Origin of the sequence: Rhodococcus sp. IEGM 1351 (genome assembly GCF_030056875.1) — a bacterium.
GTDB classification, from domain to species: Bacteria; Actinomycetota; Actinomycetes; order Mycobacteriales; family Mycobacteriaceae; genus Rhodococcus_F; species Rhodococcus_F opacus.
On the sequence record NZ_JASHKU010000011.1, the window covers coordinates 227216 to 242542 of the forward strand.

Here is a 15327-nt window from a genome sequence, read left to right on the forward strand (position 1 = left end):
GAAGTCGAGCGCACCGCGCGTTAGCCTGGAAAACGTGGCTTCCGATCTCACCGAATTCGACGCAGTGATCTTCGACTTCTCCGGCACGCTGTTCCGGCTGGAGGAGGACGACAGCTGGATGGCCGACCTCACCGACCACGACGGTGAACCGTTCGACCTCCACCAGCAGGCCGAGTTGATGCGGCGCATGACGGCGCCGGTCGGTCAGACCGTCGAGATGGACGCGGCCGAGCACCACGCGTGGACCAACCGCGACCTCGACCCTCGGTTCCACCGGCAGGCGTACCTCGACGTCTTGCGCAAGTCCGGGGTCGCGCACGAGGACCAGGCGGTCGGGCTGTACGAGCGGGTGATCGACCCGGGATGCTGGAGCGCATATCCCGACACCGCGGAAGTGCTTGCGTCACTGAAGGACCGTGCTGTCAAGGTCGCGGTGCTGAGCAACATCGCGTTCGACATCCGGCCCGCGTTCGCGGATCTGGGAGTCGAGCATCTCGTCGACGCGTTCGTGCTGTCGTTCGAGGTGGGTGCGATCAAACCGGACCCGAAGATCTTCGAGCACGCCCTTACCGCGCTCGGCTCCGAGCCCGAACGCACTCTCATGATCGGCGACAGCGAGGAAGCCGACGGCGCCGCACGCAAGGTGGGCTGCGCGTTCGCACTCGTCGAACCCGTTCCCCTCGCGGAGCGCCCCGACGGTCTCCGAAATGCGCTCAATGCCTTCGGCCTGTGAGTACTTATTAACCACGGGCGGTTAACAAGTACTCACAAGCGCGAAGCGCACAATCCGCGGCCGGTGACGAGAGGCAGATCGAGTGCGGTCACCAGCCCGGGCTTCGCCTCGACCACCGCGTGCACCGAATTCACCAGCCGCATCGCGGTGACGATCATCCCCGACACGTTGTGGTCGCCGTTTTCGCCGTGGTGGTTGAACTCGACGGTCATCATCGGCTCGCCCGTGATGTCGATGCGGTAGCACCCGTCGCCGCGGGTCGGTTTCGGCCAGTCCGGTTTCTGTTCGGGGTGGGTGCGGGTGACGTGCTCGAGGACCACGCGCGGCACCCCGGCGACCGTGCCGACGACTTCGAATCGCACCGCCGCCACCGTTCCCTTCGCGATGTGGCACGACAGAATGTCCAGATCCTGCTCGGCGGGGATGCGTTCGAACTTCTCGACCAGCGGCTCGTCGAGCGTGAGGTCCAGTCCCGCGGCGATCTGACGCACGACGCTCCCCCACGCCAGCGACAGCACGCCCGGCTGGAACAGCATCGGCGTCTCCTCGACGGGTTTGCCGAAACCGAAGATCTCGCTCATCACCACCGGCTGGTAATAGGTGGAGTAGTCGGCGATCTCGGAGCACCGCACCTCGTCGATCCGCTGCGACAGGCTCGTCATGGCCAGCGGCAGAACGTCGTTCGCGAACCCGGGGTCGATACCGTTCACGTGGAGACTCGCGTCGCCCTGCTCGCCGGCGCGCCGGATGCGATCGACGAGTTCGTCCGGGACCACACCGATCGGATACTGCAACAGAACGGGTCCCGAGGACACGACGTTGATGCCGGCCTCGAGGAACGAGATCAGGTCCTCGATGGCGTCGAAGATGCGGTCGTCCGTCATCGCCGTGTGCACGATGCAATCCGGCTTCAGAGCGAGAAGTGCCGCCTTGTCGTCGGTCGCCGCCACGCCGAGTTCTCGGCCGAGGCCCGCCAGCTCCCCGGCGTCCTTCCCGACCTTCTCCGGGTTGGACACCCACACGCCGACCAGTTCGAGGTCGTCGCGGGCGTCGATCCCTGCGATGGCGTGACGCCCGACCGTACCGGTGGACCATTCGACGACGCGGTATGTCATGAGTTCTCTCCGAGTTCCAGAAGTAGCACCCCTCCCGCGAATGTAACAGGTTCTAGTTTACCCGGGTGGACGATTGCCGAAGAGTGCTGTCGCGGTTCGGCGTCAGGGAGAATCCATACGTATGACACCCGCCGACGTCTACCGCGCACCGATGCGTTCCCGTCGCGACGACGTGATCCCAGGGCTCGCGGTGCAACGCGCGCTCGCGATGGACGTGTGTGGAATCGGCGGGTTGCTGGCCCCACCTCCCGTCGATCTGAGTGAGGCGCTCGACGCGACCGAGCGCACTTACGGTGATCCGGCCGCGCGCCGGCTCGAACGCTTCACGCAGGTGCTGGACGGATCGTTCGTCTGGTCGCGTGACGCCGACGGGCTCTACCTCCTCGGCCGGATCGACGGTCCGTGGCGCTACGACTCGAGTCCGGAGGCCGCGGCTGTGGATCTGGTGCACCTCCGAGACTGCGAGTGGCTCGACGCACCCGTCGCCGAGCTCGACGTACCGCCCGCGACCGTGCACACCTTCGCCCGCGGTGGACGCAACTTCCAGCAGACCCACCACCCTGACATCGCCGAGCAGACGCGGCGCGTGTGGGACCGCGGAAGGCGGTGACCCGACGATCCGCGAGGCACAACGCGGGTGTGCCGGATCTGGAACTGCCGACGAACCTCGTGCGAGAGATGGCCGCGTACGACGCACCCGACGCGCCGCGCCGAACGTGGCTGTCCGACCTCCCCGCCGTCGTCGAAACGGTGAGTCGGCAGTGGTCGCTGGACATCGGTCGCCCGTTCCAGCCGGGCGGCGTGACGTCCTGGACGGCGCCCGCACGCACCGCCGCCGGCGAACACGTGGTGCTGAAGATCGGCTGGCGACACGACGAGGCCCTGCACGAGGCGGACGGACTCGCAGCCTGGAACGGTGACGGCGCCGTCCGACTGCTCGCCCGCCGCGTGCTCGACCACACCACGGCGCTACTCCTCGAAGCCTGCGAGCCCGGCACCCCGCTGTCCGACGTCCGGCCGCCCGAGGAACAGGACGTCGTGATCGCCGGGTTGCTGCGCAGGCTGTGGATCGAACCACCCGCCGATAACCCGTTCCGCCCACTCACCAGCATGTGCGACGTGTGGGCCGACGAGTTCGAGGAGAAACTCGCACGCGCTCCGCGCCTGGATCCGGGCCTGGCGCGAACCGGCATGGAGCTGTTCCGCGAACTACCCAGGACGGCAACGCAGTCGCGGCTGCTGTGCACGGACCTTCACCCCGACAACGTGCTGTCCGCCGCGCGCGAGCCGTGGCTGGTGATCGATCCCAAACCGTATGTCGGCGATCCGACGTACGACGTGCTGCAGCACATGCTCGACCATGTCGACCGCCTCGCCGCCGACCCCGTCGGATTCTCGAGCCGGATGGCCGGCCTGCTCGGACTCGACCGCGAGCGGTTGCGCCTGTGGCTGTTCGCGCGCTGCGTAGAGGGGTCGATCGACCAGCCCCGGCTCTGGCACATTGCCGCCATGCTTCGCCCGTGAGTACTTATTAACCGCCCGTGGTTAATAAGTACTCACAGGCGGAGCTACCAGCGGTACCCGAGCAGGCCCAGGACGAATTCGAGCCAGTCGGGAAGTCCGGGGTCGCGGAACATCGAGGGCCTCCTCAGCACGGTGCAACGGTGTCAACCTGTCTATCGGCAGCGAAGACCCCGGCGTTAGAGCACTGCATCTTGCAGGATTTACAAATCTCTATTTTTGTCTAGACGCTGGATCTAAGTCCGTGTACTGTCCAAACGAGAGTGAGCTGGTTCATACCGGTACGGCCACTGGACGAGGAGGTTCGGATCGTGACGACGTCGAATATCAGCAGGATGGCAGGAGAGGCACCACCGGAAGCGTGGCGTGACCGCAAGCGCTACCTGTGGCTGATGGGATTGATTCCCCCGACCTCACTGTTCCTCGCTGCGGGGCTCGTGTGGGCTTTCAACCAATTGGGATGGTCGGCGGCGGCTCCGGTGTGGTGGTGGATCGGCGCCCTGCTGTTGTTCGGACTGCTTCCACTCCTCGACAGGTTCTTCGGGCCCGACGGCCAGAACCCTCCCGAGGAAATGATGGAACAGCTCGAGAACGACAGGTACTACCGGTACTGCACCTACGTGTTCATCCCGTTCCAGATGGCGAGCCTGGTGTTCGCGTGCTACCTCTGGTCGGCGGACAACCTCTCCTGGCTCGGCATCGACGGCGGCCTCGGGCTGGTGTCGAAGGTCGGCGTCGCGTTCACCGTCGCCGTCATGGGCGGCATCGGCATCAACACCGCACACGAGATGGGTCACAAGAAGACCGAACTCGAACGGTGGCTGGCCAAGATCACTCTCGCGCAGACCTTCTACGGCCACTTCTACATCGAGCACAACCGGGGCCACCACGTCCGAGTCGCCACGCCGGAGGACCCGGCGAGTTCACGGTTCGGAGAAAGCTTCTGGACGTTCCTGCCCCGCAGTGTCTGGGGAAGCCTGAAGTCGTCCTGGGAGCTCGAGAAGACGCGGATGCAGCGACTCGGCAAGAGCACCTGGAGCATTCACAACGACGTGCTCAATGCCTGGCTCATGTCGGTGGTGCTGTTCGGTGCGCTCATCGCCATATTCGGTCCGGTCGTCATCCCGTTCCTGATCATTCAGGCCGTCTACGGATTCTCTCTCCTCGAGACGGTCAACTACCTCGAGCACTACGGCTTGATGCGTCAGAAGACCGCCAGCGGCCGCTACGAGCGCTGCGCTCCCGCACACAGCTGGAACTCCGACCACATCGTCACCAACATCTTCCTGTACCACCTGCAGCGCCACAGCGACCATCACGCGAACCCGACCAGGCGCTACCAGACGCTCCGGAGCATGGACGGCGCCCCCAACCTGCCCAGTGGCTACGCCAGCATGATCACGCTCGCGTACTTCCCGCCGCTCTGGCGCAAGGTGATGGATCACCGCGTGCTCGACCACTACGACGGTGACATCACCCGTGTGAACATCCAACCCGGCAAGCGTGAGAAGGTGCTGGCCAAGTACAGCGGCGGAGTTCGGTGATGGCCGCCTACCAGTGCCCGGTCTGCGACTACGTCTACGACGAGGCGTCCGGCGCACCGCGTGAGGGATTCCCCGCCGGCACCGCGTGGGCCGACGTGCCCGACGACTGGTGCTGCCCCGACTGCGGGGTCCGCGAGAAGATCGATTTCGACCCGAGGGTGGCGTGACATGAGCACCGATTTCAAGCTTTACCGCTGCGTCCAATGCGGATTCGAGTACGACGAGGCCGAGGGCTGGCCGGAGGACGGCATCGAGCCCGGCACCAGGTGGGACGACATTCCCGAGGACTGGTCGTGCCCCGACTGCGGGGCCGCCAAGGCGGACTTCGACATGGTCGAGGTCAGCCGGGCGTGAGCGCAATGTCGAATCACTCCACGGAACTGTCGACGGTGGTCATCGTCGGGTCCGGTATCGCGGGGGCGAGCGCCGCGCAGACGCTCCGGTCGGAAGGCTTCAGCGGACGCGTCGTCCTGATCGGAGACGAACCCGCACCGCCCTATCGGCGTCCGACGGTGTCGAAGGACTTCCTGTCGGGTGCCACGGCGGCGGAGAAGACCGCACTGAAGCCGGGCTCTTTCTGGAAGGAAAGAGATATCGAATTGATCACCGGTGCAACGGCAGTCGAACTCGACACCAGGCGGAAGTTGGTGACGCTCTCCTCCGGAGAGACCCTGTCATTCAGTGCTCTGCTGCTCGCGACCGGCGGCCGGGCCCGAAAACTCGAGGGTGTCTCCGGTGCGCACTTCTTCACTCTGCGGTCGATGGCCGACGCCGATTCCCTTCGCGAGTCGATTCGACGCACCGGGTCCCTGCTCGTGATCGGCGGGGGTCTCATCGGATGTGAGGTCGCGGCCACGGCGCGGTCGCTCGGCGCGGAGGTCACCGTCCTCGAACGCGACCGGTCGCTCCTCAGTCGAATTGTGCCCCCGGACATCTCGACGATGATCGCTTCGCTGCACTCCGAGAACGACGTCGACGTCTGCACGGATGTCGCACTGTCGTCGCTCGACGTGAGCGACGACGGCTCCGCCCGCGCCACCGCGGACGACGGTCGCAGCTGGAGTGCCGGCACCGTCCTCGTGTCGGTCGGCACCGTCCCCGAGGTGACGCTCGCGGTCGCGGCGGGACTGCGCGTCCACAACGGCATCACCGTCGATGGGCAGTTTCGCACGTCGGCCGACGGTGTCTACGCGGCCGGCGACGCGGCCAACATCCCCGGTGTACGTGACTCGGAGCGTTACCGTTCCGAACATTGGAACGGAGCTCAGGCCCAGGGGATTGCCGCCGCGCACTCCATCCTTGGAAAGCCCGCGCCGTTCACCGACGTTCCGTGGGGGTGGTCCACGCAGTACGGCCACAACGTGCAGTTCGCCGGCGCGACCCGTTTCGACGACGACTACGTGATCCGCGGTTCGATCGACGATCGCGATTTCACAGCGGTCGCGGTGCGTGAGGACACGCCGGTCGGGGTCATCGCCGTGGGCCGCCCGAAGGACCTCCGCACCGTGCGCACGATGATCGCCCGGGGCGGCACCGTCGACCGCGCCGCGTTGGCGGACGAGTCGGTTGCTCTGACCGACGTGCTCGCCGACGAGCGGGAAGGTCGGGTCGCGGCCGCCCGCTAGCATCGAGGTCATGTCCGCAGACGACCGCACCGAGCGACAGAGTCGATACCGGCTGGCCGCAACGTCGCTGATGCGGGAGACCACCCTCGATGCGCTTCGGGAGCTGCTGCTCGAACGTCCGTGGCCGACAATCACGATGACCGACGTCGCGGTCGCCGCGGGCCTGAGCAGGCAGACGATCTACAAAGAGTTCCGATCGCGGCGCGGCCTGGCGGAGGGGTACGCACTACGGCTGACCGACAACCTCGTCACCGTCATCGAATCCGCTCTGTACGAGAACCCCGGCGACGCGACGACTGCGCTGCGGCACGGGTATGCGACGTTCTTCGAACTCAGCGGAGCCGATCCCCTGGTGATGTCTCTGCACCAGGGGAAGGCACCGGAAGATCTGCTGCGCCTGATCACGACGGACAGCAACATCATCATCCGACCCGCGGCCGAACGGCTCGCACAGACGCTGCAACGGTCGTGGGTGAACTCCTCCCCGGACGACGCGGACGTCATCGCGCACGCCATCGTCCGGCTCGCCCTGAGTTTCATCGCCAACCCACCCGAGGACACCGCGGCGGCGTCGGCGAACACCGCCCGGCTCTTCGCCCCGTTCGTTGCGGCTCCGCCACCCGTGAGTACTTATTAACCGCCCGACGTTAACAAGTACTCACGGGGGCGTCAGCCCAGCGGAGTGCCGACATAGTTCTCGGCGATGAGGGTGCGTCCGGCGACGGACCGGGTGACCATGTCCAGTTCGGCGACCTGCCGCTTGTGTCCGAATCCGGTCTCGTCGGGGAGTCGGTGCAGCATCGAGGACATCCACCAGGAGAAGTGCTGGGTCCGCCACACGCGCGGGAGGACGCTGTCGGTGTAGCCCTCGAGCCCGGCCCGATTGCGGGTGGCGAAGTATTCGGCCATCGCCTTGGAGAGGAAGTACACGTCGGCGATCGCCAGGTTCATGCCCTTGGCGCCGGTGGGGGGCACGGTGTGGGCGGCGTCGCCGGCGAGGAAGAGGTTGCCGTGCTGCATGGGTTCGCACACGAAGCTGCGGAACTGCAGGATCGACTTCTGGAAGATCTTGCCGTCCTTGATCTCCGCGCCTTCGCCGTCGACGCGGGCGTGCAGTTCCGACCAGATGCGGTCGTCGGACCAGTTGTCGACGGAGTCGTCCGGGTCGACCTGCAGGTAGTGCCGCTGGACCTCCGGGGTGCGGGTGCTGATGAGCGCGAAGCCGCGGGGGTGGTTGGCGTAAATCAGTTCCTCGGACGACGGCGGGGCCTCGGCGAGGATGCCGAACCAGGCGAACGGGTACTGGCGGAAGTGGTCGGTGCGCACGGTGGTCCCGGGGATGAGACCGCGAGTCGAGGTCCGCGAGCCGTCGCAGCCGGCGACGAGCGCGCAGGTGAGCGTCTGCTCGTTGCCGTCGGCGTCGAGGTAGGTGATCTTCGGGTTGTCGGACGTGTGGTCATGAACCTGCACGTCGGAGACGCCGAAGCGGATGTCGCCGTCGTCTTCGAGACGCCGGGCGATGAGGTCCTTGAGGACCTCGTGCTGTGGGTAGACGGTGACGGCGCGGCCGTTCGTCAGTTCGTCGAAGTCGATGCGGTGGCCGCGGCCGCCGAACCGCAGTTCGATGCCGTGGTGGGTGAGCCCTTCACGCTTGACGCGGTCGCCGAGTCCGGTGTCGACCATCAGGTCGACGGTGTTCTGTTCGAGCACACCGGCCCGGATCGTTCCCTCCACCTCCTCGCGGGTGCGGCTTTCGAGCACGACGGAATCGATGCCCTTCAGGTGCAGGAGATGGGACAGCATCAGTCCTGCGGGACCCCCGCCGACGATCCCGACCTGTGTGTTCATGAGCAGACTCCTCGCGTAGTTCGTGACACCAGTCACTGTGCTGCCCGCCGTGTGATCGCAACACCCCCTCTTTCACTGAGTGAAAGAGGGGCTACGCGACGCCGCGGGAAATGCCGCGCGCCGCCGCCCGCACCGCCGGGATCAGGGGCGCGGCATCCTTCTCCGCCGGAACCACGACGGACACCGCTGCCACCACCTCACCCGTCGATCGCGACACCGGCGCGGCCACGGCCAGCGTTCCGACGTTGAGGTGTTCGCGGCACGTGACCCAGCCGGTCCTGCGGATGTCGTCGAGGGTGCTGCGCAGGCGATGTTCGGTGGTGATGGTCGACGGCGTGAAGCGTTCGAGCCCCGCAGCGAGGACCTCGTCGAGGAGGTCCGTGCCGCCGAATGCCAGCAGCACGAGGCCGCCGCTCGACGCGTGCAGCGGCAACCGGCCACCGGCTCTCCCGACGACGGTCACGGCGCCGCGCGCCGACAGCCGTTCGATGTAGAGCGCCTCGAGATCTTCCCGGACCACGAGCTGGACGTTCTCCCGCGTCGCCTCGTACAGGTCCTCGAGGTACGGCAACGCCACCTGCCGCAATCCGTGGGCGCGGGGCGCGAGCGCACCCAACTCCCACAGCCGCACCCCGATCTCGTAGTGCCCGTCGTCGACGCGTTCGAGGGCGCCGTTGCCGACCAGTTGGCGGCACAGCCGGTGCACCGTCGGCAGCGGCAGTCCGGTGCGCCGGCTCAGCTCCGACTGCGACAGGCGAGGGCGCTCCGAGGTGAACGAACCCAGCACCAGGAAGGCGCGTCCCAGCATGCTGCGGTCGTCTTCGGACATGCCGCCAGTATCCCGGTCACCACCAGCGGGTGGCCATGCCGATCTGACGGTCGAGTTCGGGGACGAGGCTCCGGACGTACGTCGCCGAGAGGTGATGTGAATCGTGGTACACGAGGATGTTGCCCTGCACCGCACGGCAGATCGCCACGTCACACACGGCGTCCGTGAGGTCGAGCGGATGCACCGACGGCAGGTCGCGGGCCGCCTCGAGCGTCGGGTTGTCCGGGGCCAGCACGTCGTCCCGGGGCATTCCGCAACTGTCGGCGTCGCCGCCGTCGGCGAGGCAGTCGACGACCGAATACGGGACGCCGTCGTTGTGCAGCCACGGCGTGTCGCGGATGCCGAGGAACGGGAGCCCGAGATCCGCGAGCCGTGCCCAGAGGCCCACGTAGTCGTCGGGGGTGACGTCGCCGGCGCCCTCCTCGTTGGGACGCGAGGACGTCGAGAACACCCAGTCCGGTCGGTGATCACGGAGACGGTCGAGGACGTCGCGGGACCAGTCGCCGCAGTCGGGATACGGCTCGCCGGCGAGCAGCGGAACGTCCGCGACGGTCAGCGGGCACCCCATCTTGAGGTACGTCTCGACCCGGATGCCGCGCTGTTGCCCGATGCGATCGAGCGCGGGCACCCAATGCTCGGCGTGGGAACTGCCCACCACGGCGATCGTCCGGTCGGCGGTGAGGTCGCCGTACACACAGGTGACGACGTCGCGGGTGCTCAGATCGGAGATGCAGCCGTCGAGGGTCGGCTGCGGAAGATCTCCCGACGCTTCGAGCAGGGTGGGTCGCATGTCCGTGCGCGGCGCGAACGCGCCGTCGGTCAACGACGCCGCGCCCGGGTACAGCCACGGGTCCAGCTCACCGACCCGGGCGGTCGTCTCGGGGTTGCGGACCAGATACACGTGCCAGCCGCACGCGGTCCCCACCACGGCGACGCCGAGGATCACGACCAGCGCGGTCAGCGCTCGCCTCGGACTGGCCGACCCGGTCTTGAACCGCGCTTCGACCAGCCGCTGGGTGAGCCACGCCAGCATCAGCGACACGAGGATCACCGCGAGTCCGCCGAGCGCTCCGACCGCGGGCCGCTCCCGCCACGTGAGGTAGAAGATGAGGATCGGCCAGTGCCACAGGTACAGCGAATACGCCAGGCCACCGAGTTCGACGAACGGCCGCGACGCCATCATCGTCACGATCCCCGGCTGCTCGGACTCGCCTGCGCCCGCGAGGATCAGCGCCACCGCCGCGCCGACCGGGATCAGGGCGGCCGGGCCGGGGAACAGGGCGGCGCCGTCGACAAGGAACCCGCACCCGAGGACCACGGCGAACCCCGACACCGCGAGGACGGTCCGCGACCGCCGGGGCAGCGCGACCCGGTGCACGACGAGCGCGAGCAGCGCCCCCGCGAGCAGCTCCCACAGTCGCGCGAACGTGTCGAAGTACGCCCACGACTGCCGGTCCTGCGACAGCACGGCCGCGTAGGCGAACGACGCCACCAACCCGAGAACGAGGACACCGCCGAGCACGGGCCGGAGGAGGTCCGGTCGGCCGCGACGACGGCACGTCCACGCGATCCCGGCCACCACCGCGAGGGCGAGCAGATAGAACTGACCCTGCACGGACATCGACCACAGGTGCTGGAGCGGACTGACCGACGCGTCGGCGGCGGCGTAGTCGGATGCCGTCCGGGCCAGCTGCCAGTTCTGCACGTACAGCAGTGACGCGAGGAGTTGGTCCGCGATCCCTGACCACTGCGTGAACGGCCGCTGGATCACGGTCACGACCGCGGTCGCGGCCGACACCACCACGAGCGCGGGCAGCAGCCGGCGGGCGGTGCGCCGCAGGACGGCGGGTATCGACGGACCCGAGTCCGCCCCGGCGCGTCGCACGAGCATGCCCGTGAAGAAGAACCCGGAGAGGATCAAGAAGATGTCGACGCCGCCGGACACCCGCCCGAACCACACGTGATAGACCACGACCAGCGCGATCGCGATTCCGCGCAGACCGTCGAGGTCGTACCGGTAACCGCCCGCGGCCGACGGCGGCGCCGCGGCGTGGCTCGGACGGCTCGCAGCCACCTGGGGGTTGGGTCTCACAATCCGTCCTGGCTCATCGACTCGGTACCCGATCGATTATCCACACCGGGTTTACCAGTTCTTGACCAACCCGAGCGGGGCCGAATGCCGCATCGGTCCAGTCGGACGGCACCGGGTGACATTGGGCGAGCGCCCAGGATCGGCGGACCGCCGGGGTGTGGAGTAGCCGATGTTTGACAGGCAACTATGGCGCGCCACACAATGAGTGCGCTCATAGAACCGGTGTTCGTATCGCGAACCCGCCGAATGTCGAGGACATCATGACCACTTCCCAACGAAGCGCGGCCCGCGCCTCCACCGCCCTCTGGGTCGCGCCCCTCTGCTGGGTGGCCGTGCTGCTCGACGGCTTCGACCTGGTGGTCCTCGGCGCCGTCATCCCTTCACTTCTCGACTACGAGGACTGGGGTCTGACCACCGGAACGATCACGTTCATCTCGACATTCGGCCTGGTCGGCATGACCATCGGCGCACTGGTCATCGGTACGCTCACCGACGTCATCGGACGCCGGCGGGCCCTCCTGTATGCCGTTGCGGCGTTCTCCGTTCTCACGCTCCTCTGCGCGGTCGCGCCAAACCCGTTCTTCTTCGGACTGTTCCGCTTCCTGGCTGGGGTCGGACTCGGCGGCGCACTGCCGACTGCGCTGGCCCTGGTCAACGAGTTCTCGAAGAGGCAGGGCGGCGGCTCCGCGTCGACGCTGCTGATGACCGGGTATCACGTGGGTGCTGTCGCGACCGCTGCGCTGGCGATCGTGCTGATCGAACCGTTCGGCTGGCGTTCGATGTTCGTCGTCGGCGCCCTGCCCGCCGTGGTCCTGATTCCGCTGATGCTGCGGTACCTCCCCGAGTCCCCCTCGTACCTGCTGGCGCACGGCAAGCGCGCCGAGGCCGAGGCCGTCGCGAAGCAGTACGGCCTGGAACTGGAAGCGGCACCCGCCGCCGACGCTCCCGTCGCGGCCTCGGCGAACCCGGTGCGCGCCCTGTTCTCGCGTCCGTTCCTGCGTAACAGTATCGCCATCTGGGTCACCTCGTTCATGGGACTGCTACTCGTCTACGGCCTCAACACGTGGCTGCCGACGATCATGCGTGAGGCGGGCTACAACCTCGGCGCGTCGCTGACGTTCCTGCTGATCCTCAACGCAGGCGCGGTGGTCGGACTGTTGATCGCGGGCGGCGTCGCCAACAAGATCGGCCCGCGCACGGCGGCCATCATCTGGTTCGCGGGCGCCGCGGTGTTCCTCGCCCTGCTCAGCGTCAAGGTGTCGTTCGGCATCTACGCCCTGGTGTTCCTCGCCGGCTGCTTCGTGTTCAGCGCACAGGTTCTCGTCTACGCGTTCACGAGCGCCAACCACCCGCCGCAGATCCGCGCCACCGCACTCGGCTGGTCGGCCGGTGTGGGCCGGGTCGGCGCGATCTGCGGTCCGATCCTCGGCGGCGTTCTGCTGGGCGCCGGCTACGCGGTGCCGTGGGGCTTCTACGCATTCGCCCTGGTAGGGCTGTTCGGAGCGATCGCCATCTCGTCCACCCGGACGGTGCGCTGAACTCCTGACAGCCGTCCGATGAGTTTCGGGCGTGGGCGCGGTCTATATCGGCGAGGATGAATCGACGAGGACCTGCGAGAGGAACTGCGCCATGAAACCCATCACCCCCTGCCTCTGGTTCGACACCCAAGGCGAAGAGGCCGCGAAGTTCTACACGTCCCTGTTTCCGAATTCGCGGATCACGGAGGTCACCCACTACGGTCCGAACACTCCCGGTCCGGAGGGGGCGGTGTTGACGGTGTCCTTCGAGATCAACGGGCAGCCGTTCATCGCGCTCAACGGGGGGCCGCAGTTCACGTTCGACGAGGCCATCTCTTTCGAGATCCTGTGCAAGGATCAGGAGGAAGTGGACCGGTACTGGGACGCCCTCACCGGCGACGGCGGCGAGGAAAGCCAATGCGGTTGGGTCAAGGACCGTTTCGGCGTCTCCTGGCAAGTGGTGCCCGAGCGGTTGTACGAACTCATGCGCGACCCGGACACCGAGAAGGCACAGCGCGCCATGCAGGCCATGCTGAAGATGCGCAAACTCGACGTCGCCGAACTCGAGAAGGCGTTCGCGCAGGCGTGACGCCTGCCGACGAGAGGGTGGACGGTATGAGCGCGGACGGCAAGACCCACATCAACGGTGTGCACACGGTGGCGGTCCCCGTCACCGATCAGGATAGGGCGCTCGAATTCTATGTGGGCACACTCGGTTTCGAGCGTCGCATGGATGCGGAGTTCAGTCCTGGACAGCGGTGGGTGGAGGTGGCGCCACCGGGATCGGCGACGTCGATCGCGCTCGTCCCGACCCGTGACGGCGTCCCCGCGGGCGTCGAGACGGGCATCCGCCTCACCACCTCGGACGCCGACGCCGATCATGCGACCCTGTCGGCGAACGGCGTAGACGTGGACGCGGAGGTCTTGCGGATGGGCGACTACGTGCCGCCCATGTTCTATTTCCGGGATCCGGACGGAAACAAACTCGTCATCGTCGAAGTGGGGTGAGCTGCACCCCCGACGACAGGGTCAGCACCTGGTCGGCGCGTTCCGCGTCGTGGGATTCGTGCGTGGCCACGACGACGATCGCACCCCGCGCCGCTTCTTCGCCGACGACGTCGCCGATCACCGCGCGGGCCTCCGCGTCGAGACCGGTGGTGGGCTCGTCGAGGAGCAGCAGGTCGCCGCGTTGCACGAGCGCCTGCGCGAGCAGGGCGCGTTGACGCTGCCCGCCCGACAGTGTGCCGATCCGCCGTCGGCCGAGATCCGCGAGACCGAGCCTGTTCAGCGCCTCGTCGACGGCGTCACGGTCGCCGGGAGTGAGCCGCCGCCACAATCCACGTCGGTGCCAGGCCCCCATGGACGCCGCCTCGCGCACGGTCAGCGGTAGCTGATCGCTCACCGCATTGCGTTGCGGCACATATGCCGTTCCCAACCCCTTCGTGCCGTCGATCCGTCCCGTCGTCGGTCGCGCGATGCCCGCCAGACACTGCAGGAGCGTCGACTTCCCCGAACCGTTGTGCCCCACGACGGCTGTGACGGTACCCGGTGTGAGCCGCACGCTCACACCGTTCAACGCCGGGGTCGGGCCGTACCGGACCGCGATTTCGCTTACGACAATCATTATCGTTAGATTAGCAGAGTGCAGTGGCTACTCGACCCCCTGATGGTGTCCTTCGTCCGGCGCGCGCTCTTCGCGGGAATGCTGGTGTCCGTCCTCTGCGGCCTGGTGGGCACGTGGGTCGTGTTGCGCGGCATGGCCTTCATGAGCGAGGCCATCTCACACGGCATGCTGCCCGGGGTTGCCGTCGCCTATCTCGCCGGCGCGAATCTCCTCCTCGGCGCGGCCGCGAGTGCGGTCGTCATGATCCTCGGCGTCGCCTGGGTGTCGAAGAATTCGCGACTGTCCGAAGACACCGGGATCGGCCTGCTGTTCGTCGGCATGCTCGCACTGGGTGTCGTGATCGTCTCGCGCGCACGGTCGTTCGCGGTCGATCTCACAGCCTTCCTGTTCGGTGACGTCCTGTCGGCGACACGGGGAGATCTGATCTGGCTCGCGGCGGCGGCCGCCGTCGCCGGGATCGTCTCGGTGATCGCATACCGCCCCTTCGTCGCCCTCGTCTTCGACGAACGCAAGGCCCACACCCTGGGTCTGCAGCCGCGGTGGGCGCACCTCGCGCTCCTCGCACTGGTGGTCCTCGCGGTGGTCGCCTCGTTCCGCATCGTCGGCACCCTGCTCGTGTTCGGCCTCCTCGTCGCTCCATCCGCTACCGCAGCACTGTTCGGCAGGTCGATCGGCGCGACGATGGCGATTGCCGTGCTCCTCGGATGGTCCGCCACCTTCGCCGGGCTGATCGTGTCGTGGAATGCCGACACCGCCGCGGGCGCGACGATCGCCGGAATCGCCGTGCTCCAGTTCTTCGTCGCGGCCCTGGCCCGGTCGGCGGCGCGACGACTTCGGCCTGCCCTCTTGCCCACTCCGATTCCCGTTCGATAGATGGAG

At 67.3% G+C, this 15327-nt stretch carries 17 protein-coding genes; 12 read left to right on the forward strand and 5 right to left on the reverse strand.

The genetic code is table 11. The features are described 5' to 3' along the window. The first annotated feature begins 34 nt into the window (after positions 1–34). Positions 35–733, forward strand: coding sequence for an HAD family hydrolase (locus tag QM806_RS20995; protein WP_005566309.1), 699 nt, complete (start codon positions 35–37; stop codon positions 731–733). A gap of 32 nt (positions 734–765) precedes the next feature. Here QM806_RS20995 and QM806_RS21000 read toward each other — a convergent pair whose 3' ends face one another. Continuing rightward, positions 766–1848, reverse strand: coding sequence for an NAD(P)H-dependent amine dehydrogenase family protein (locus QM806_RS21000; RefSeq protein WP_005566311.1), 1083 nt, complete (start codon positions 1846–1848; stop codon positions 766–768). Positions 1849–1969: 121 nt separating this feature from the next. Here QM806_RS21000 and QM806_RS21005 point away from each other — a divergent pair, with 121 nt between their 5' ends. The 7 genes from QM806_RS21005 to QM806_RS21035 all read left to right on the forward strand — a co-directional run bounded on the left by QM806_RS21005 (position 1970) and on the right by QM806_RS21035 (position 7175). Next, entirely contained in the window at positions 1970–2458 is a 489-nt protein-coding gene (locus QM806_RS21005; protein WP_054246564.1) for a hypothetical protein, read from the forward strand. Further along, positions 2455–3372 carry an aminoglycoside phosphotransferase family protein gene (locus tag QM806_RS21010; RefSeq protein WP_147437003.1) on the forward strand — a complete coding sequence of 306 codons (918 nt, stop codon included), beginning with the start codon at positions 2455–2457 and terminating at the stop codon, positions 3370–3372. The genes QM806_RS21005 and QM806_RS21010 overlap by 4 nt, the downstream gene beginning before the upstream one ends. A gap of 308 nt (positions 3373–3680) precedes the next feature. Beyond that, positions 3681–4913 carry an alkane 1-monooxygenase gene (locus tag QM806_RS21015; RefSeq protein WP_054246569.1) on the forward strand — a complete coding sequence of 411 codons (1233 nt, stop codon included), beginning with the start codon at positions 3681–3683 and terminating at the stop codon, positions 4911–4913. Beyond that, entirely contained in the window at positions 4913–5080 is a 168-nt protein-coding gene (locus tag QM806_RS21020) for a rubredoxin (RefSeq protein ID WP_005259056.1), read from the forward strand. The genes QM806_RS21015 and QM806_RS21020 overlap by 1 nt, the downstream gene beginning before the upstream one ends. Before the next feature lies 1 nt (position 5081). Then, positions 5082–5267, forward strand: a complete 186-nt coding sequence (locus QM806_RS21025; RefSeq protein ID WP_005251084.1) for a rubredoxin — start codon at positions 5082–5084, stop codon at positions 5265–5267. Positions 5268–5272: 5 nt separating this feature from the next. Further along, positions 5273–6538, forward strand: a complete 1266-nt coding sequence (locus tag QM806_RS21030) for an NAD(P)/FAD-dependent oxidoreductase (protein WP_005566315.1) — start codon at positions 5273–5275, stop codon at positions 6536–6538. Between the two features lie 10 nt (positions 6539–6548). Beyond that, positions 6549–7175, forward strand: coding sequence for a TetR/AcrR family transcriptional regulator (locus QM806_RS21035; protein ID WP_005259060.1), 627 nt, complete (start codon positions 6549–6551; stop codon positions 7173–7175). A 32-nt stretch (positions 7176–7207) separates the two neighbouring features. On the opposite strand, the gene QM806_RS21040 is transcribed toward QM806_RS21035, so the two are convergent. The 3 genes from QM806_RS21040 to QM806_RS21050 all read right to left on the reverse strand — a co-directional run bounded on the left by QM806_RS21040 (position 7208) and on the right by QM806_RS21050 (position 11307). Then, a complete protein-coding gene (locus QM806_RS21040; RefSeq protein WP_005566316.1) occupies positions 7208–8386 on the reverse strand; it encodes a 4-hydroxybenzoate 3-monooxygenase in 1179 nt (392 codons plus the stop codon). Between the two features lie 91 nt (positions 8387–8477). Then, positions 8478–9215 (reverse strand): IclR family transcriptional regulator, encoded by a 738-nt coding sequence (locus QM806_RS21045; RefSeq protein ID WP_005259064.1) that lies wholly within the window; start codon positions 9213–9215, stop codon positions 8478–8480. Between the two features lie 16 nt (positions 9216–9231). After that, entirely contained in the window at positions 9232–11307 is a 2076-nt protein-coding gene (locus QM806_RS21050; RefSeq protein ID WP_283292708.1) for an acyltransferase family protein, read from the reverse strand. 260 nt (positions 11308–11567) lie between these two features. On the opposite strand from QM806_RS21050, the gene QM806_RS21055 reads away from it, so the two are divergent. From QM806_RS21055 to QM806_RS21065, 3 genes are all read left to right on the forward strand, one after another. Next, complete coding sequence (locus QM806_RS21055) at positions 11568–12845, forward strand: MFS transporter (protein ID WP_005566319.1); 1278 nt, start codon at positions 11568–11570, stop codon at positions 12843–12845. A gap of 91 nt (positions 12846–12936) precedes the next feature. Further along, the gene (locus QM806_RS21060) at positions 12937–13413 is read left to right on the forward strand and encodes a VOC family protein (protein ID WP_005566320.1); all 477 of its coding nucleotides are present in this window, start codon (positions 12937–12939) and stop codon (positions 13411–13413) included. Positions 13414–13439: 26 nt separating this feature from the next. Further along, complete coding sequence (locus QM806_RS21065) at positions 13440–13832, forward strand: VOC family protein (protein WP_120660385.1); 393 nt, start codon at positions 13440–13442, stop codon at positions 13830–13832. Here the strand turns inward: QM806_RS21065 and aztA are convergent. Next, positions 13813–14448, reverse strand: coding sequence for a zinc ABC transporter ATP-binding protein AztA (gene aztA, locus QM806_RS21070; RefSeq protein ID WP_005566322.1), 636 nt, complete (start codon positions 14446–14448; stop codon positions 13813–13815). The genes QM806_RS21065 and aztA overlap by 20 nt on opposite strands. Before the next feature lie 18 nt (positions 14449–14466). On the opposite strand from aztA, the gene aztB reads away from it, so the two are divergent. Further along, entirely contained in the window at positions 14467–15321 is an 855-nt protein-coding gene (gene aztB / locus QM806_RS21075) for a zinc ABC transporter permease AztB (protein ID WP_037204472.1), read from the forward strand. Positions 15322–15327: the final 6 nt, after the last annotated feature.